This window comes from Micromonospora sp. NPDC049004, assembly GCF_040649315.1.
Lineage (GTDB): Bacteria > Actinomycetota > Actinomycetes > Mycobacteriales > Micromonosporaceae > Micromonospora.
This window is the reverse complement of the sequence record NZ_JBEZFG010000005.1, coordinates 436,615-452,015: the sequence shown is the minus strand read 5'-3', so window position 1 is coordinate 452,015 and position 15,401 is coordinate 436,615. Positions and strand designations below refer to the sequence as shown.

At 72.1% G+C, this 15,401-nt stretch carries 14 protein-coding genes; 5 read left to right on the top strand and 9 right to left on the bottom strand.

Annotated features, from left to right (window positions below):
- Nucleotides 1–107 precede the first annotated feature (107 nt).
- Nucleotides 108–2,297 carry an ATP-dependent DNA helicase gene (locus AB0B97_RS18345; protein ID WP_357494817.1) on the bottom strand — a complete coding sequence of 730 codons (2,190 nt, stop codon included), beginning with the start codon at nucleotides 2,295–2,297 and terminating at the stop codon, nucleotides 108–110.
- 100 nt (nucleotides 2,298–2,397) lie between these two features.
- Between AB0B97_RS18345 and AB0B97_RS18340 the strand changes: the two genes are divergently transcribed.
- Nucleotides 2,398–2,904 carry a DUF402 domain-containing protein gene (locus tag AB0B97_RS18340; RefSeq protein WP_234588325.1) on the top strand — a complete coding sequence of 169 codons (507 nt, stop codon included), beginning with the start codon at nucleotides 2,398–2,400 and terminating at the stop codon, nucleotides 2,902–2,904.
- Between the two features lie 12 nt (nucleotides 2,905–2,916).
- On the opposite strand, the gene sigJ is transcribed toward AB0B97_RS18340, so the two are convergent.
- Nucleotides 2,917–3,882: an RNA polymerase sigma factor SigJ gene (sigJ, locus tag AB0B97_RS18335; protein WP_357494814.1), complete on the bottom strand. Its 966-nt coding sequence runs from the start codon at nucleotides 3,880–3,882 to the stop codon at nucleotides 2,917–2,919.
- Nucleotides 3,883–4,072: 190 nt separating this feature from the next.
- On the opposite strand from sigJ, the gene AB0B97_RS18330 reads away from it, so the two are divergent.
- The 3 genes from AB0B97_RS18330 (at nucleotide 4,073) to AB0B97_RS18320 (ending at nucleotide 6,789) form a co-directional block, all read left to right on the top strand.
- Entirely contained in the window at nucleotides 4,073–5,023 is a 951-nt protein-coding gene (locus tag AB0B97_RS18330; RefSeq protein ID WP_357494812.1) for a PPK2 family polyphosphate kinase, read from the top strand.
- Between the two features lie 127 nt (nucleotides 5,024–5,150).
- The gene (locus tag AB0B97_RS18325) at nucleotides 5,151–5,777 is read left to right on the top strand and encodes a DUF47 family protein (RefSeq protein ID WP_007465788.1); all 627 of its coding nucleotides are present in this window, start codon (nucleotides 5,151–5,153) and stop codon (nucleotides 5,775–5,777) included.
- A gap of 4 nt (nucleotides 5,778–5,781) precedes the next feature.
- Nucleotides 5,782–6,789 (top strand): inorganic phosphate transporter, encoded by a 1,008-nt coding sequence (locus AB0B97_RS18320; protein WP_357494810.1) that lies wholly within the window; start codon nucleotides 5,782–5,784, stop codon nucleotides 6,787–6,789.
- 56 nt (nucleotides 6,790–6,845) lie between these two features.
- On the opposite strand, the gene AB0B97_RS18315 is transcribed toward AB0B97_RS18320, so the two are convergent.
- Nucleotides 6,846–7,814 carry a Gfo/Idh/MocA family oxidoreductase gene (locus tag AB0B97_RS18315; protein ID WP_357494808.1) on the bottom strand — a complete coding sequence of 323 codons (969 nt, stop codon included), beginning with the start codon at nucleotides 7,812–7,814 and terminating at the stop codon, nucleotides 6,846–6,848.
- A 209-nt stretch (nucleotides 7,815–8,023) separates the two neighbouring features.
- On the opposite strand from AB0B97_RS18315, the gene AB0B97_RS18310 reads away from it, so the two are divergent.
- Complete coding sequence (locus AB0B97_RS18310; RefSeq protein ID WP_357494806.1) at nucleotides 8,024–8,857, top strand: NUDIX hydrolase; 834 nt, start codon at nucleotides 8,024–8,026, stop codon at nucleotides 8,855–8,857.
- A gap of 50 nt (nucleotides 8,858–8,907) precedes the next feature.
- On the opposite strand, the gene AB0B97_RS18305 is transcribed toward AB0B97_RS18310, so the two are convergent.
- From AB0B97_RS18305 to pstC, 6 genes are all read right to left on the bottom strand, one after another.
- On the bottom strand, nucleotides 8,908–10,437 hold the full coding sequence (locus AB0B97_RS18305) for a tannase/feruloyl esterase family alpha/beta hydrolase (protein ID WP_357494804.1): 1,530 nt from the start codon (nucleotides 10,435–10,437) through the stop codon (nucleotides 8,908–8,910).
- A 74-nt stretch (nucleotides 10,438–10,511) separates the two neighbouring features.
- Nucleotides 10,512–11,192, bottom strand: a complete 681-nt coding sequence (locus tag AB0B97_RS18300) for a response regulator transcription factor (protein ID WP_357494802.1) — start codon at nucleotides 11,190–11,192, stop codon at nucleotides 10,512–10,514.
- Nucleotides 11,189–12,292 carry a histidine kinase gene (locus AB0B97_RS18295; RefSeq protein WP_357494800.1) on the bottom strand — a complete coding sequence of 368 codons (1,104 nt, stop codon included), beginning with the start codon at nucleotides 12,290–12,292 and terminating at the stop codon, nucleotides 11,189–11,191. Before AB0B97_RS18295 ends, AB0B97_RS18300 begins: the two co-directional genes overlap by 4 nt.
- Before the next feature lie 106 nt (nucleotides 12,293–12,398).
- The gene (gene pstB, locus AB0B97_RS18290; protein ID WP_234588357.1) at nucleotides 12,399–13,175 is read right to left on the bottom strand and encodes a phosphate ABC transporter ATP-binding protein PstB; all 777 of its coding nucleotides are present in this window, start codon (nucleotides 13,173–13,175) and stop codon (nucleotides 12,399–12,401) included.
- Nucleotides 13,176–13,192: 17 nt separating this feature from the next.
- Nucleotides 13,193–14,281, bottom strand: a complete 1,089-nt coding sequence (gene pstA, locus AB0B97_RS18285) for a phosphate ABC transporter permease PstA (RefSeq protein ID WP_357494798.1) — start codon at nucleotides 14,279–14,281, stop codon at nucleotides 13,193–13,195.
- On the bottom strand, nucleotides 14,278–15,369 hold the full coding sequence (gene pstC / locus AB0B97_RS18280) for a phosphate ABC transporter permease subunit PstC (RefSeq protein ID WP_234588341.1): 1,092 nt from the start codon (nucleotides 15,367–15,369) through the stop codon (nucleotides 14,278–14,280). Before pstC ends, pstA begins: the two co-directional genes overlap by 4 nt.
- Nucleotides 15,370–15,401: the final 32 nt, after the last annotated feature.

The window sequence follows — 15,401 nt, the reverse complement described above, 5'->3', positions numbered from 1 at the left end:
TCTTGCAGTTTCTGTCGCCGCACAAGGGGCGTACCACCCCATATCGACGACAGAAACTGCAAGATCGGCGCGGTCTTGGGGGTGGGGGACGGGACAGGGGTGCTTGGTCAGGTTGTGGCTAGGCGTTGCAGGGCGCCGCGGGCTACCTCGGGGCGGGTCGTGTACCAGAACGGGGGCAGCGAACGGCGCAGGAACGGCCCGTAGCCGCGCGCCGTCTCCAGCCGCGAGTCGAGCACCGCGACGACTCCCTTGTCGCCGGTCGCCCGGATCAGCCGGCCCACTCCCTGCGCCAGCCGGACCGCCGCGATCGGCACGCTGACCGCCGCGAAGCCGGATCCGCCGCCCGCGTCCACGGCAGCGGCGCGGGCCGCCGCGAGGGGTTCGTCCGGCCGGGGGAAGGGCAGCCGGTCGATGACCACGAGCTGGCAGGCGTCGCCCGGCACGTCCACCCCCTGCCAGAGCGACATCACCCCGAACAGGCAGCTGGACCGCTCCTCCCGAAAACGGCGGACCAGCAGCGGCAGCGCTTCCTCGCCCTGCAACAACACCGGCAGGTCGGTCCGCGCGCGCAGCAGCTCCGCCGCCTGCGTCGCGGCCCGCCGGGAGGAGAACAGCCCGAGAGTACGACCACCGAGCGCCTCGACCAGCCCGAGCAGCTCCTCCCCGGCCGCGTCCGGCAGCCCGGAGACGCTGGGCCGGGGCAGGTGCGCGGCGACGTACAGGATGCCCTGCCGGGCGTAGTCGAACGGCGAGCCCACGTCCAGCGAGCGCCAGCCCGGCCCCTCGGTCGCTGGGATGGTGGCGGGATCGGCCAGCCGGCGGCCCGGTGTCTCGGCGGCCGGGCGGCCCGAGCCGGTGCGGGCGGCCAGCGAGGCGGCGGCCGGCGACGCGGGGACCGGCGGCGCGTCCAGGCCGAGGGCGCGGGCCACCGTGTCGAACCGGCCGCCGAGCGCCAGGGTGGCCGAGGTGGCCACGACGGTGCGTTCGTCGTACAGGTGGGTGGCGAGGGTGCCGGCGACCGACAGGGGCGCGACCACCAGGGCCCGTCGGCTGCCGCTGTCGTTCTTCTCCACCCAGGCCACGTCGTGGTCGGCCTCTTCGAGGAGCCGCTGGGCGGTGGTGGAGAGCTCGTCCAGCGCGGCCTTGGCCTGCTGCTTGCGGACCGGGTCGGGATCGTCCGACTTGACCTCGCCGATCGCGTCCAGGGCGGTGCGGGTGGCCGCGTCGAGCAGCGTGCACGCCTCGCGCAGCGGCGTCGGCAGGCCGGCGGTGAGTCGACCGGCCGGGGCCTCGGCCAGCCCGACGGCGAGGGCGTCACCGGCGGCGGTGAGCGCGTCGGCGGTCTCCGGCCGCAGCAGCGTACGGGCCCGCCGGGTGGTCCGGTCGATCAGCTCCGGCACCAGCTCGGCCTGCGCCGCCGAGGAGACCCGGTCGGCCAGCTCGTGTGCCTCGTCGACGATGAGCAGCTTGTGCGGCGGGACGATGTGCCGGTCGGCCAGCATGTCGACCGCCAGGAGGCTGTGGTTGGTCACCACGATGTCGGCCTCACGGGCGCGGGCCCGGGACGCCTCGGCGAAGCACTCCGCGCCGAACGGGCAGCGGGTCGCGCCCACGCACTCCCGCGACGGCATGGAGACCAGCCGCCACGCCTGGTCGTCGACGCCCGGGTCCAGCTCGTCGCGGTCGCCGGTGTCGGTCTTCTCGGCCCAGTCGCGCAGTCGCTCGATCTGCTTTCCCAGCCGGCCCGCCTCGCCGAGCCACTTCGTGCCGCCGCCGGGGCGGGCGGCCGGGGCGTCGAAGAGGGTCTCCTCCGGCTCGTCCGCGGTGGAGTTGTCCAGCCGGGCCAGGCAGAGGTAGTGGTGCCGGCCCTTGAGCACCGCGAACGTGGGGCGGCGGCCGAGCAGCGGCTCGACGGCGTCGGCCAGCCGGGGCAGGTCGTGGTCGACGAGCTGGGACTGCAGGGCCAGGGTGGCCGTGGACACCACCACCGGGCCGTCCACGGTGAGGGCCGGCGCGAGGTAGGCCAGCGACTTGCCGGTGCCGGTGCCCGCCTGCACGAGCAGGTGCTCACCGCTGGTCACGCACTCCTCGATGGCGGTCGTCATCTGCTGCTGGCCGGGCCGCGCCGTGCCGCCGGGGACCGCGCCGACCGCCGCCGCGAGCAGGTCCGTGCCGCTGGGCCGGGCACCACGCCGCCGGCTCCCGCCGCGGGCCGACGGGGTGGCGGAACCGGTGGCGGTGCGGGGCGGAGTCACCGTGCGACGGTACCCGCCGCCGCCGACACCGACCGTGCCCATCCGCCCGCGTGGCGCGGACCACCCATCGACCCCGCTGGTCCACCCCGTCCGGTTACGGCCGTGCTACGACGCGTGGGCAGTATCGGTTAGGGTGCGAATCATGCCGAGCGACGTGGTCCGAGTGATCTACCGCAAGTACGACGGCAGCGCGCACCGTGACTACCCGGCCCGTCGCCTCGCGGAGGACGACCTCGGCATCTGGCTGGGCGTCCCCTTCGGCACCGAGTCGGTCTACCACGGCCGGCCGTCGGTGGAGAAGATCCCCTTCGTTCTGCTGGTCCCGCACCACGCCTGGTGGACGTGCATGTTCAACCCGCCGCCACGGACCAGCGAGGTCTACTGCGACATCGCCACCCCGGCCCGCTGGGAGTCCGACGACACCGTCCACCTGATCGACCTCGACCTGGACGTGGTCCGGCGACGGGCCACCGGTCTGGTGGAGCTGCTCGACGAGGACGAGTTCGCCGAGCACCGGGCCCGTTTCGGCTACCCGCAGGACGTGGTGGTCGAGGCCGAGGCGGCGGCCCAGTGGCTGTACGGCGCCCTCGGCGACGGCACCGAGCCGTTCGCCACCTCGTACCGCAAATGGCTGGCGCTGGTGGTCTGAGCCGGCGCGGGCTCACCAGCGCGGCGGCCACGTGTCGTCGTCGCCCAGCGGCGGCAGGCCGGCCAGCTTCTCCGGGTTGAGCTGGTTGAAGATGCCGGTGATCCGGCCGCCGTCGACCGAGAACGCGGTGACCAGCCGGATCGGCCGCCCGTCGCTGTGCGCCGTCTCCAGCAGCAGGCCGAGGACGCCGTCGACGAGCACCGGGCGGGACCGCATCCGTCGCGCGTACCGCCCGGTCCGGCCGAACAGGCCGAGCGTGAAGCGGCCCACCGTGTCCGCGCCGACCACCGGCCGGCGGGCCGTCGGGAAGTGCCCGCCTGAGTCGCCGATCAGGACCACGTCCGGCGCGAGCACCCGCAGCAGCGGATCCAGCTCGCCGGACTCGGTGGCGGCCACGAACGCCGCGAGGACGCGTCGCTGCTCGGCCGGGTCGGCGGTGTGCCGGGGCGCGTCCGGCGCGGCGACGGCCCGGCGGGCCCGGGAGGCGAGCTGCCGGGCGGCCACCTCGCTGGTGCCGAGGACGTCCGCCACCCGCGCGAACGGCACCGCGAACACGTCGTGCAGCACGAACGCGAGCCGCTGTTCGGGCGCGAGGCGTTCCAGCAGCACCCGCAGCGCCGTGCCGACCTGGTCGGTGCGGACGGCGTGTTCGGCGGGGTCGGGGGCGTACCCGCCGGTGGGCGGCCCGCCGTCCAGCGGGCTCACGACCGGTTCCGGGAGCCACTGCCCGGGGTACGCCTCGCGGCGGACCCGCGCCGAGCGCAGCACGTCCAGGCAGAGCCGGGCGCAGGTGGTGGTCAACCAGGCGGAGAGATCGCGGATCTCGGCGCGGGCGGCCGGGTCGGCGAGCGCCCCGGCGTAGCGCAGCCAGGTCTCCTGCACCGCGTCCTCGGCCTCGCTGCGGCTGCCCAGCATCCGGTGGGCCACCGCGAGCAGCCGGCCCCGCTCGGCCTCGAACTCCGTCGCCAGGTCCCGCACGACCCACCACCCTCCCCCGAGCGCCACGTGCCTGGCGTACATCCTGCAACCAACCGGACGCGCCGGCGGCCCCGGACGTGACGGCGGGCCGGTGGCGCATCGAGCGGCCTCGACGCGATAGGGGGCGTCGGCGGCTGCCGTCGGCGGGCCTCGACGCGCGGATGGCCGGCGGGTGGGCGATGATCCGAGGATGAGCGAACCCCGGCAAGGGCAGAGCGGAGCTGTCGTGGCGCCGGACGGCGGGTCGGTGCGGGACCTGTTGCGGGTGACCGCGCCGGTGGATCTCGCCGCCATCGATCCCCGGTCCACGCCCGGCCTGCCGCCGCCGGACGTCATCGGCGAGCACCGCAAGACCTGGGCCCGTGCCCAGGTGGAGCTGGTCGGCGAGGAGTTGGGCCGGCAGCAGGAGATGCTGTTCGCGATGGCCAAGGCGGAGTCGGCCCGGCCGGCGCACCGGGTGCTGCTGGTGCTCCAGGCGATGGACTGCGGTGGCAAGGACGGCACGATCAAGCGGGTCGCCGGCGCGATGAACCCCCTGGGTCTGCACATCCGCTCGTTCGGTCCGCCGACGCCGCAGGAGCTGCGGCACGACTTCCTGTGGCGGATCCGCCGCGCGCTGCCGCCGCCCGGGTACGTGGGGATGTTCAACCGCTCACACTACGAGGACGTGTTGATCGCCCGGGTCGGGTCGTTGGTGCCGGAGCCGATCTGGCGGGCCCGCTACGACCAGATCAACGCCTTCGAGCGGGAGCTCGTCGACGACGGGGTGACAGTCGTGAAGGTGATGCTGCACATCTCGTACGCCGAGCAGGGCGAGCGGCTGCTGGAACGGCTCACCGATCCGCACAAGCACTGGAAGTACAACCCGTCGGACGTCGACTCCCGCGCGCAGTGGGACGACTACCAGGCCGCGTACGCCGAGGCGCTGAGCCGGTGCGGCACGGACGCCGCGCCGTGGTTCGTGGTGCCGGCGGACCGCAAGTGGTATCGGGACTGGGCGGTCGCCCACCTGCTGCGGGAGACGTTCGACACGCTCGATCTGGGGTATCCGCCTGCCGATTTCGACGTGGCGCGCGAGCGCGAGCGGTTGGCCGCTGGGGGTGCGGGGACGGTTGGGACGCCCGAGATGAACAGCAGGTGAACGAGCGGTGAATGTGGCCTGGCCAGGGGTGGGCCGGCGAAGTTGCGGTTCTGGCGTTTTCTAGCATTCACCGAGCGGACGCCTTCGGACGCCGCCACCCTTCCACCGACGCGACGAGGTCTGTGCTGTGAAGTTTTCCTTCCGCCCCACCGAGGGCGCCTTCTACGAGCTCTTCACCAGGGCCGCGCAGAACCTGGTCCGGGGCACCGCGTTGTTGAACGAGCTGGCTCTGCCCGGTGTCGACGTGCAGTCGGTCAGCGAGCGGCTGACCGAGGTCGAGCACGACAGCGACCAGATCACGCACGATCTCTACAAGAAGATCAACTCGACCTTCATCACGCCGTTCGACCGGGAGGACATCTACCGGCTCGGCTCGCTGCTCGACGACGTGATGGACCACCTGGAGGCGGTCGGCGACCTGCTGTACCTGTACGGGCTGACCGAGCTGCCAGCGCTGCCGCGGGAGCTGCACGAGATGGTCAACGTGCTCGACCAGCAGGCCAAGCTGACGGCCGAGGCGATGCCCCGGCTGCAGTCGATGAAGGATCTCGAGGACTACTGGATCGAGTGCAACCGGCTGGAGAACGAGGGCGACCGGATCAACCGGCAGCTGCTCGTCCGCCTCTTCTCAGGTGAGTACGACGCTTTGACGGTGCTGAAGATGAAGGAGGTCGCCGACGAGCTGGAGGCCGCCTGCGACGCCTTCGAGCACGTGGCCAACACGGTCGAGACCATCGCCGTCAAGGAGTCCTGAGCCGGTGTCCCCTGAACTCATCGCCGTGCTGGCGGTGATCGCGGTTGCCCTGGCGTTCGACTACACCAACGGCTTCCACGACGCTGCCAACGCGATCGCGACAAGCGTCTCCACCCGGGCGCTGACACCCCGGATCGCCCTCGGCCTCGCCGCGGTCGGCAACTTCATCGGCGCGCACTTCGGTGCCGGGGTCGCCAAGACCGTCGGCGACGGCCTGGTCACGCTGCCCACCGGGGTGAGCAGCCTCGGGGTGGTCTTCGCCGGGGTGCTCGGCGCCATCGCCTGGAACCTGATCACCTGGTACTTCGGCCTGCCGTCGTCGTCCTCGCACGCGCTCTTCGGCGGCCTGGTCGGCGCGACCCTGTTGTCCGCCGGCGGCATCGTGCAGTGGGGCAACATCGGCGAGAAGGTCATCCTGCCGATGGTGCTCTCGCCGATCGTCGGCCTCACCCTCGGTTATCTGCTGATGCTTGCGATCCTCTGGCTGTTCCGTAACGGGCAGCCGGGCAAGCTCAACCGGGGCTTCCGCCACGCGCAGACCGTTTCGGCGGCGGCCATGTCGGTCGGCCACGGCATGCAGGACGCCGCCAAGACGATGGGCATCGTGGTGCTGGCGCTCTACACCGGCGGTTTCCAGGAGAGCAAGACGCACATCCCGGGCTGGGTGTTCTGGACGTCGGCCACCATGCTGGCGCTCGGCACGTACGCCGGTGGTTGGCGGATCATCCGCACCCTCGGCCGCAAGATCATCGACCTCGGGCCTCCGGAGGGCTTCGCCGCCGAGACGGTGGCCAGCGCGGTGCTCTACTTCAACGCCCTGGTGCTGAAGGCGCCGATCTCCACGACCCACACGATCACCTCGGCGATCATGGGTGTGGGCGCCACCAAGCGCCTCTCCGCGGTCCGCTGGAACGTCGCCGGCAACATCGTGATCGCCTGGATCATCACGTTCCCGGCGGCGGCGCTTATCGCCTGCCTCACCTACCTGGTGATCCGGCCGCTCTTCGGCTGACCTTCGGGAAAGGGCCCCTCGTCACGGTCTCACCGTGGCAAGGGGCCCTTCGCCGTTCAGACGTACCGCACGCCGATCTGCTCGCGCACCGTGTCCAGCAGGGTCATCACCTCGAGCGTCGTGGTGTGCGGCACCAGCGGACTCTCGGTCAGCCCGGCGGCCAGGCACCGCTGGACCTCGATCGCCTCGTACTGGTAGCCGTTGCCGACCTCCGCACCGGAGATCGTCTCGGGCTCGAAGCCGTCCCGGTACAGGGTCAGCGAAGCCGGCCGGAAGAACGGCTCCGGCAGGTCGATGCGGCCCGCGCTGCCGGTGATCGAGGCGGCCAACGAGCTCGCCCCGACCATGCCGCAGCTCAGCGTCGCCACCGCCCCGCTGTCGTAGCCGAACAGGATGCCGGTGTTCTCGTCGGTCCCCTCCGGGCCCAGGTGCGCCCAGGAGCGGATGTGCTGCGGCACGCCCAGCAGCAGGTGCGCGAGGCTGATCGGGTAGATCCCCAGGTCGAGCAGGGCGCCCCCACCCAGCGCCGGGTTGCGCATCCGGTGCTCCGGCGGGAACGGCCCGGCCACCCCGAAGTCGGCCCGGACGTTGCGCACCGTGCCGATGGCGCCCTCGGCGATCAGCTGGACCGCGCGGAGGATGAGCGGGTTCGTCCTCATCCACATGGCCTCCATCAGGAAGACCCCCGCGGCGCGCGCGGTTTCCACCAGCTCGGTGCTGGTGGCCAGTTCGAGGGTGAACGGCTTCTCCAGCAGCACCGCCCGGCCGGCGGTCAGGCAGGTCAGCGCCGCCTCGTGGTGCGCGGCGTGCGGGGTCGCCACGTAGATCACGTCGACCTCCGGATCGGCGGCCAGCTCCACCCAGGAGCCGTATGCGCGCTTCGCGCCGTACGTGTCGGCGAACCGCTGCGCGCTGTCGGCGGAGCGGGAGCCGACCGCGACCAGTTCGGCGTCCGGCACCAGCCGGAGGTCTTCGGCGAAACGGCTGGCGATGTGGCCGGTGGCCAGGATGCCCCAACGAGTCATGCCGGAACGCTAACCCCTGTGCCGGCGGGGCGAACGCCGCCCCTCGCTGCCCCGGCCACCCCCCGGGTTCCCCCTTTGCTCTGCTTCAGCCCAGGCAACACCGACGGGCCGTTTCTGTCGCCTCCGCTGAAGCAGAGCAAAGGGACTGAGCTGAGCGTGGGTCAGCGGCGGCCCGGCAGCGCGGTGTGGCGGCGAACTAGGCTCGCGGCATGACGATCGACAGTGACGGCTTCATCGCGCCCGCCGCCCTGGTCGAGCACGCCCGCCGGTTCCGGGCCGAGGGCGGCACCCCGGCGACGCCGCGCGTCGCCGCCACCGTGCTGCTGCTGCGTCCGACCGACACCGACTTCGAGGTGTACGTCATCCGCCGCGTCGCCGCGATGACCTTCGGCGGGATGTACGCCTTCCCCGGCGGCGGGGTCGACCGCTCCGACTCGGAGGCGCACGTGGACTGGGCCGGCCCGACGCCGACCGAGTGGGCGGACCGGCTCGGGGTGGCCCCGGACGCCGCCCAGGCGATCGTCTGCGCCGCCGCCCGGGAGGTCTTCGAGGAGGCCGGCGTGCTGCTCGCCGGGCCCGATCCGGCGACGGTGGTGGGTGACGTCAGCGGTGACGACTGGGAGGCGGCCCGGCAGGACCTGGAGGGGCGTCGGCTGGGCTTCGCGGCGCTGCTCGCCGACCGTCAGCTCACGCTGCGGTCGGATCTGCTGCTGCCGTGGAGCCGCTGGATCACCCCGGAGTTCGAGCCGCGCCGCTTCGACACGTACTTCTTCGTCGCTCTGTTGCCGGCGGGGCAGCGGACCCGCGACGTCTCCGGCGAGGCCGACCACACCCTCTGGATCCGTCCGGCGGACGCGCTGGCCCGCGCCGAGGCGGGCGAGCTGACCATGCTGCCGCCGACGGTGGTCACGCTGGCCCAGGTGGCGGCGGCCGGCGACCTGGCCGGGGTGGCGCGGGCGGCGGCCGACCGGGACGCCGCCACGCCGATCACTCCGCGCCTGGACCTCCCGGCCGACGGCGAGCCCCGCTTCGTGCTCGGCTGACTCGGCCGGCGGCCCGCCGTATCCCTGGGGTACGGCGGACCGCCGGTCGGTCAGTAGTGCCCGACGTAGCGGTAGTCGGCGTTGAGGCTGCCCGGAGCGGCGTGCGCCGGTGCCAGCGCGTCGAACGGCGCCACCGTGAGGAAGCGGACGAACTGCTGGTCCGGCTCCTCGTTGGGCGCGTAGGTGAGGACATCGATGTCGCCCGGAGCGACGTCGCGCTCGACCCAGTCCATCAGCGGCTGCAGGAACTCCGGGATGCCGACCTCCGACGGGTGCTCGGTCGGCTCCGGCCCGAACAGGCAGTGGTAGCCGGCCGGCACCAGGTACAGCCGCGTGAACGACTCGCTGCCGCCGCGGCGCTGCACCGCCGCGTAGTAGTCGACGGTCGAGAACGGGGGGACGGACGGGTCCGCCCAGCCGTGGTAGAGGATCAGCTTGCCGCCCTGGTCGCGGAACGCGGACAGATCCGCGTCGGTGGCGTTGTAGATGGCGTCCCCCAGCACGTTCAGCCGCTCGAACGTGGCCCGGGTGAACCGCACATCGGTCAGCTGGAAGTCGGCCGGTGGGTTCTGCGGGTACGCGAGGTACCTCAGGTAGTTGAGCGCGATCCTCGCGGTGTTGCCGTCCACCGGGGCGCCGGAGCGCACCACGAACTCGTCGATCCAGCCCAGCTCAGATCCGTACGGCATGCCGCCCGGGTAGAGGCCGTTCGGGCCGCGGTAGAACGCCACAACTGCAGCCACCTGGGCGGGCGTGAGGCAGTCGGGCCGGTCCGTGCCGCGCGGGCAGCGCAGCGACGACGGCTGGAACCCGCACCGCCGGGGGTCCTCGATGACCGAGCCGCACTGTCGAACAACCGCCTCGTGCAGCGCGGGGATCTTTTCCGGGCCGAGGATCTGCCGGCCCGACGCGTCGGTGTTGCGCAGCACCACCCAGGCGTTGAGCAGCGCCAGCGGCGCCAGGTTGTGTACCGGTGCGCCGGCCAGGATGCCGTCGAAGTCGGACGGGAACCGCTGCGCCAGCATCAGGCCCTGCCGGCCGCCGGTCGAGCAGCCGTCGAAGTACCGGTACGTCGGCCCGTGCCCGTAGTACGCGACCATCACCGCGTCCGCCACCCGCCGCAGCCGGTGCTCGGACAGCAGCCCGAACTCCAGTCGCGCCCGCGGGTCGGCGCCCCAGGTCGCCGGCTCGGTGGTCTGCGGGTCGCCGGTATGCCCGGTGTCGTCGGAGGCCAGCACCAGCCTGCCGTCCCGCGCGGCAGCGCACTGGAACCCGAAGAGCGGCAGGGTCAGGTCGGGCACCGTGCCGCACAACCCGCTACAGCCCTGCTGCACGTACTGCCCCGTCCAGCCGGAGACGGGGAGCTTGACGGTGAACCGTGTCTGCGGCCGGATCACCCCCTGCACCAGGCAGAATTCCTGGCCCTCGGCATTGGTGTCGCGCTCCGCCGACGTCACCGACACCTGCGGGATCCGTGCACGCGCCAACCCCGCGCACCTGTCGGCAGGCGGGTCGGTGGCGGATACCGGCGTGACGATCAGGGGTACGACGGTCAGCAGTGCCAGCACAGTCCGGATCATGCTTCCCTCCTCTTTGGAGGGAGATTAGGCAGGCTGGCCGGCCTGCCGGATCAGTCCCGGGATGGGACTCGCGGTCATCCCCGGGGCGGAGCGGTGCCCGGCCGCACCAGGCCGCACTCGTAGGCGAGCACGGCCGCCTGCACCCGGTCACGCAGACCGAGCTTGAGCAGGATCGCCGACAGGTGGGTCTTCACGGTGGCCCGGCTGAGGACCAGGCGCTCCGCGATCTCGTCGTTGGAGAGCGCCCGCGCGACAAGCGTGAGCACCTCGATCTCCCGGGCGCTGAGCGCGTCGAGCGCCGGTGGGGGAGTGCCGCCGGGCAGTTCGCTGGCGAACCTGTCGAGCAGCCGCCGGGTGACTGTCGGCGCGAGCAGCGCCTCACCGCGCGCCACCACCCGTACCGCAGTGGCCAGCTCGTCGGGCCGGATGTCCTTGAGCAGGAAGCCGCTGGCGCCGGCCCGCAGCGCCGAGAACACCGGCTCGTCCAGGTCGAACGTGGTCAGCATGATGATCCTCGCCGCCTGGCCGGCGGCGACCAGCCGGCGGGTCGCCTCGATGCCGTCCAGCCGGGGCATCCGTACGTCCATCAGGATCACGTCCGGTCGCAGACGCCCGGCCAGTTCGACAGCCTCCAGGCCGTCGCCCGCCTCGCCGACCACCTCGAGGTCCTCGCGGCTCTCGATGATCATCGCGAACCCGGCGCGCACCAGGGCCTGATCGTCGGCGATCAACACCCGGATGGCCGCCGCCGTCATGGCGAGGTGAGCGGCAGGTCCGCCCGTACCCGAAAGCCGCCCCCGGGCACCGGTCCGGCGTCCAGCGTCCCGCCCAACAACCGGGCCCGTTCCTGCATCCCCACGATCCCCCGGTGCGCGGAACGGTCGACCCGGCCGCTCGGACGGGCCGGGCCGTCGTCGCGGATCTCCAGCCGCACCGACCGGGGCGAGCACCGCACCAGCACCCGGGCCGTCGTGGCCTGGCTGTGCCGCAGCGTGTTGGTCAGCGACTCCTGGACGATCCGGTACGACGAGAGGTCCACCGCCGCCGGCAACGGTGACCTGGCTGGCTCCCGGTCCAGCTCGACGGTGAGGCCGGTGGCACCCAGCGACGCGGCCAGCGTGTCCAGTTGCGCCAGGCCGGGCTGCGGGGTGGCCGAGTCGGGCTCGGCGTCGGCGCTCATCGTCTGCAACAGCACCCGCAGTTCGGCCAGGGTGGAACGGGCCGCCAGGTCGATCGAGGCGAGCGCCGTGCGGGCCAGGTCGGGCCGACGCCCGAAGACGTCCTGTGCCGCGCCGGCCTGCACGACGATCACCGACACCGTGTGGACCAGCACGTCGTGCAGTTCGCGGGCGATCCGTTCGCGTTCCTGGGTGACGATGCGCCGCTCGGAGTCCTGCCGGCGCAGCGCGCGGGTCCGGCCCAGCTCACCGAGGGTCCAGCCGAGCGCCGGGCCGGCGATCGCGAGCAGCACGTTGCGCCAGTCGCCGTACGCCAGCTTCCAGGGCGTGCCGGCCAGCAGCAGGCCGAGCACCCACAGCGACCGCGACGGTGGCCTCCGGCGCGCGTACCCGGCCAGCACCGCGGCGACCTGGCCGAGCCAGCCGATGGCCGGACTGAGCGCCTCGATGCCGATTCCGGCGAGGACGGCCACCGCCATCGCGCCCTCCGGGTGGCGGCGCAGCACCGCGATGGTGCTGGCCTGCACCGCCGCCAACACGAGGGCGGCGGCGTAGCCGAGCACGTGGTGTGGACCGTTCGGCGTGACCAGGATCAGCGCCGCGAGCACGACGAACAGGCCGACGGCGACCCGCACGTCGGGCCGGCATCCGCGCAGGAGCCTGCCGGGTGAACGCACCCGATGATCGTAGGCAGCTCACGGATCGGCGGTCATCGGCCGTGGGAACGACGAAGCGGCCCGTCCGGAGACGGACCGCCTGCGTCGCGCACGGGAAGAGGGAGGTTCAGCCGAAGCGGCCGGTGATGTAGTCCTCGGTCTTCTTGACGCTCGGGTTGCTGAAGATCTTCTGGGTGTTGTCGTACTCGATGAGACGGCCCGGGTCGCCGGTCTTCTCGATGGAGAAGAAGGCGGTCCGGTCCGACACACGGGCGGCCTGCTGCATGTTGTGCGTCACGATGATGATCGTGAACTTGTCCTTGAGCTGGAACATCAGGTCCTCGATGGCCAGCGTGGAGATCGGGTCCAGGGCCGAGCAGGGCTCGTCCATCAGCACGACCTGCGGCTCGACAGCGATGGTCCGGGCGATGCAGAGCCGCTGCTGCTGACCGCCGGAGAGCCCCGCGCCGGGCTTGCCCAGCCGGTCCTTGACCTCGTCCCACAGGTTCGCCGAGCGCAGCGCCTTCTCGGCCGCCTCGTCCAGGATCGACTTGCGTCGCACGCCGTTGAGCTTCAGCCCGGCCACCACGTTCTCGAAGATGCTCATGGTGGGGAACGGGTTCGGCCGCTGGAAGACCATGCCGATGGTGCGCCGGACCGCGGTGACGTCCACGTCCCGGTGGTAGATGTCCTGGTCGTCGATGGTCAGGCTGCCCTCGACCCGGGCGCCCGGCAGCACCTCGTGCATCCGGTTGATCGACCGCAGGAAGGTCGACTTGCCGCAGCCGGACGGCCCGATGAGAGCGGTGACGGTCTTCGGCTCGACAGTCAGGTTGATGTTCTCGATCGCCTTGAACCCGCCGTAGTAGGCGGTGACGTTCGAGGCGGAGACGCGCTTGGCCATGGTGGTACCTCCGGGGTTCATCGGCTGAGCCTGTTGCGACGGGCCAGCAGTTTCGCCGCGATCGTCAGGATGAGCACGAGGGCGACCAGGGTGAGTGCCGCCGTCCACGCCCGTGCCGGCGCGTACTTCGACGCGTCACCGGCCTGCTGGTAGACGAAGAGGGACAGCGACGACTGGTTGTTCTCGAAGGGGTTGGTGTTGATGGCGGCGCCACCGCCGGCGACCAGGAGCACCGGCGCGGTCTCGCCGGCCGCGCGGGCGATGGCGAGCATGACGCCGGTGACGATGCCGGGCAGCGCCGTCGGCACCACCACCCGCAGGATGGTCTTCCACTTGGGGATGCCGAGCGCGTACGCGCCCTCGCGCAGTGGCGCCGGGACGAGGCGGAGCATCTCCTCGGTGGACCGGACGATGGTGGGCAGCATGAGCACGCTCAGCGCGAGCGCGGCGGCGAAGCCGGAGAAGCTCGGCCGTCCGTCGTTGAACCACGGCGACACGACCAGCACCCAGAACGCCAGCACGAAGAGGCCGGAGACGATCGACGGGATGCCGGTCATCACGTCCACGAAGAATCGGATCGCGAAGGCGAACTTGCCCCGCCCGTACTCGACGATGTAGATCGCGCAGAGGACGCCGAGCGGGACGGTGATCAGGGTGGCGATCCCGACCTGCTCCAGCGTGCCGACGATCGCGTGGTACGCGCCGCCGTTCGGGTCCCGGGCGCCGATGTTGTTCATCGAGGTCTGGAAGAAGTTGGCGTCGAACCGCTCGGCGCCCTTGCTGACCAGCGTCCAGACCACCGAGACGAGCGGCAGCACCGCCAGCACGAAGGCGGAGTGGATCAGTGCGCTCCAGGTGCGGTTGCGGGCCGACCGGCGCCCCTCGACCGCGTTGGCGGCGGCGAAGAGCCCGGCCAGGTAGAGGATCGCGCCGAGGACGACCACGAGGACCGGGCCGCCGATGTCGGTGCCGTAGACGATCACGGCGGAGAGCGCCAGGGCTGCCACGGCGATGGCCGGGGCGGCGTACCCGGGCAGCCGCCGGGCCCGCAGCGAGGACGGCTGGGCCGGCGGGCGGGTGCGGTGGGAGGTGACGGTTGTGGTCATGCGGCCGACTCCGTGAACTCCCGGCGGCGGTAGATGATCGCCCGCGCCGTGATGTTGACGATCAGCGTGATGGTGAACAGCACCAGGCCGGAGGCGATGAGCGCGCCCCGGCCGGTCTCGTTCGCCTCGCCGAACGCGTTGGCGATGTTGGCGGCGATGGTGTTGCCGCCGTTCTGGATCAGGTTGAACGAGATGCCGAAGGTGATGCCGAGGGTCAGCGCCAGGGCGATGGTCTCGCCGAGCGCCCGGCCGAGGCCGAGCATCACCGCGGCGATGATGCCGGGGCGGCCGTAGGGGAGCACCGCGGTGCGGAGCATCTCCCAGCGGGTGGCGCCCAGGGCGAGGGCGGCCTCCTCGTTGGCGGTCGGCGTCTGGAGGAACACCTCGCGCGAGAGCGAGGTGATGATCGGCAACACCATGATCGCGAGTACCAGGGCACCCAGCATGATCGACTTACCGAACGGGCCGTCGCCGCCGAAGATCGGGAGCCAGCCGAAGTACTCGTTCAGCCAGACGGAGAAGTCCCGGACCGGGTTGATGAAGATGTCCCGCCCCCAGAGGCCGAAGACCACGCTCGGCACGGCGGCGAGGAGGTCGACCAGGAAGCCGAGAGCGGTGCCCAGCCGGCGAGGTGCGTAGTGCGAGAGGTAGAGCGCGATCCCCAGCGCCACCGGCACCGCCATGAGCAGCGCCAGCGCCGCGCTGAGCACGGTGCCGAAGGCGAGTGTGCCGATGCCGAACTTCGGCTGCGTCTCGTTGGGGGACCAGCCCTCGTAGGACCAGAAGTTCTCGGTGTTGGCGCGCAGGGCCGGCACCGCCTTGGCGATCAGGAAGATCGCGATGGCGGCGATGATGACCAGAACGGCGGTGCCGGCGGCCAGTGTGAGACCGCGGAAGGCCCGCTCGGCGCCGAACTTGCGGCTGCGCGGCAGTGCGCCGCCGCCGCCCAGTCCGTCGCCGCCCGGGGAACGGGTGCTGACTGGTGCCTCGGCCACACGCGCCGAGGCACCGGCGGGCCACTCGTGACTCTGGGTCACGCGCGTCCCGCCGGTGCCGGCGTCGGCCGAGCGGTGAGGGGTTTCACCCATCTGCTCGCTCGATTCGGTTGCGGAGGTGGTGG

Coding starts and splice junctions, on each gene's coding strand:
- AB0B97_RS18345 (WP_357494817.1), bottom strand. CDS start 2,297: ATGGGCACGGTCGGTGTCGGCGGCGGCGGGTACCGTCGCACGGTGACT.
- AB0B97_RS18315 (WP_357494808.1), bottom strand. CDS start 7,814: ATGACTCGTTGGGGCATCCTGGCCACCGGCCACATCGCCAGCCGTTTC.
- AB0B97_RS18300 (WP_357494802.1), bottom strand. CDS start 11,192: ATGACGGCGGCGGCCATCCGGGTGTTGATCGCCGACGATCAGGCCCTG.
- pstA (WP_357494798.1), bottom strand. CDS start 14,281: ATGACCACAACCGTCACCTCCCACCGCACCCGCCCGCCGGCCCAGCCG.
- AB0B97_RS18330 (WP_357494812.1), top strand. CDS start 4,073: ATGAGCGAACCCCGGCAAGGGCAGAGCGGAGCTGTCGTGGCGCCGGAC.
- AB0B97_RS18305 (WP_357494804.1), bottom strand. CDS start 10,437: ATGATCCGGACTGTGCTGGCACTGCTGACCGTCGTACCCCTGATCGTC.
- AB0B97_RS18310 (WP_357494806.1), top strand. CDS start 8,024: ATGACGATCGACAGTGACGGCTTCATCGCGCCCGCCGCCCTGGTCGAG.
- pstC (WP_234588341.1), bottom strand. CDS start 15,369: ATGGGTGAAACCCCTCACCGCTCGGCCGACGCCGGCACCGGCGGGACG.
- pstB (WP_234588357.1), bottom strand. CDS start 13,175: ATGGCCAAGCGCGTCTCCGCCTCGAACGTCACCGCCTACTACGGCGGG.
- AB0B97_RS18340 (WP_234588325.1), top strand. CDS start 2,398: ATGCCGAGCGACGTGGTCCGAGTGATCTACCGCAAGTACGACGGCAGC.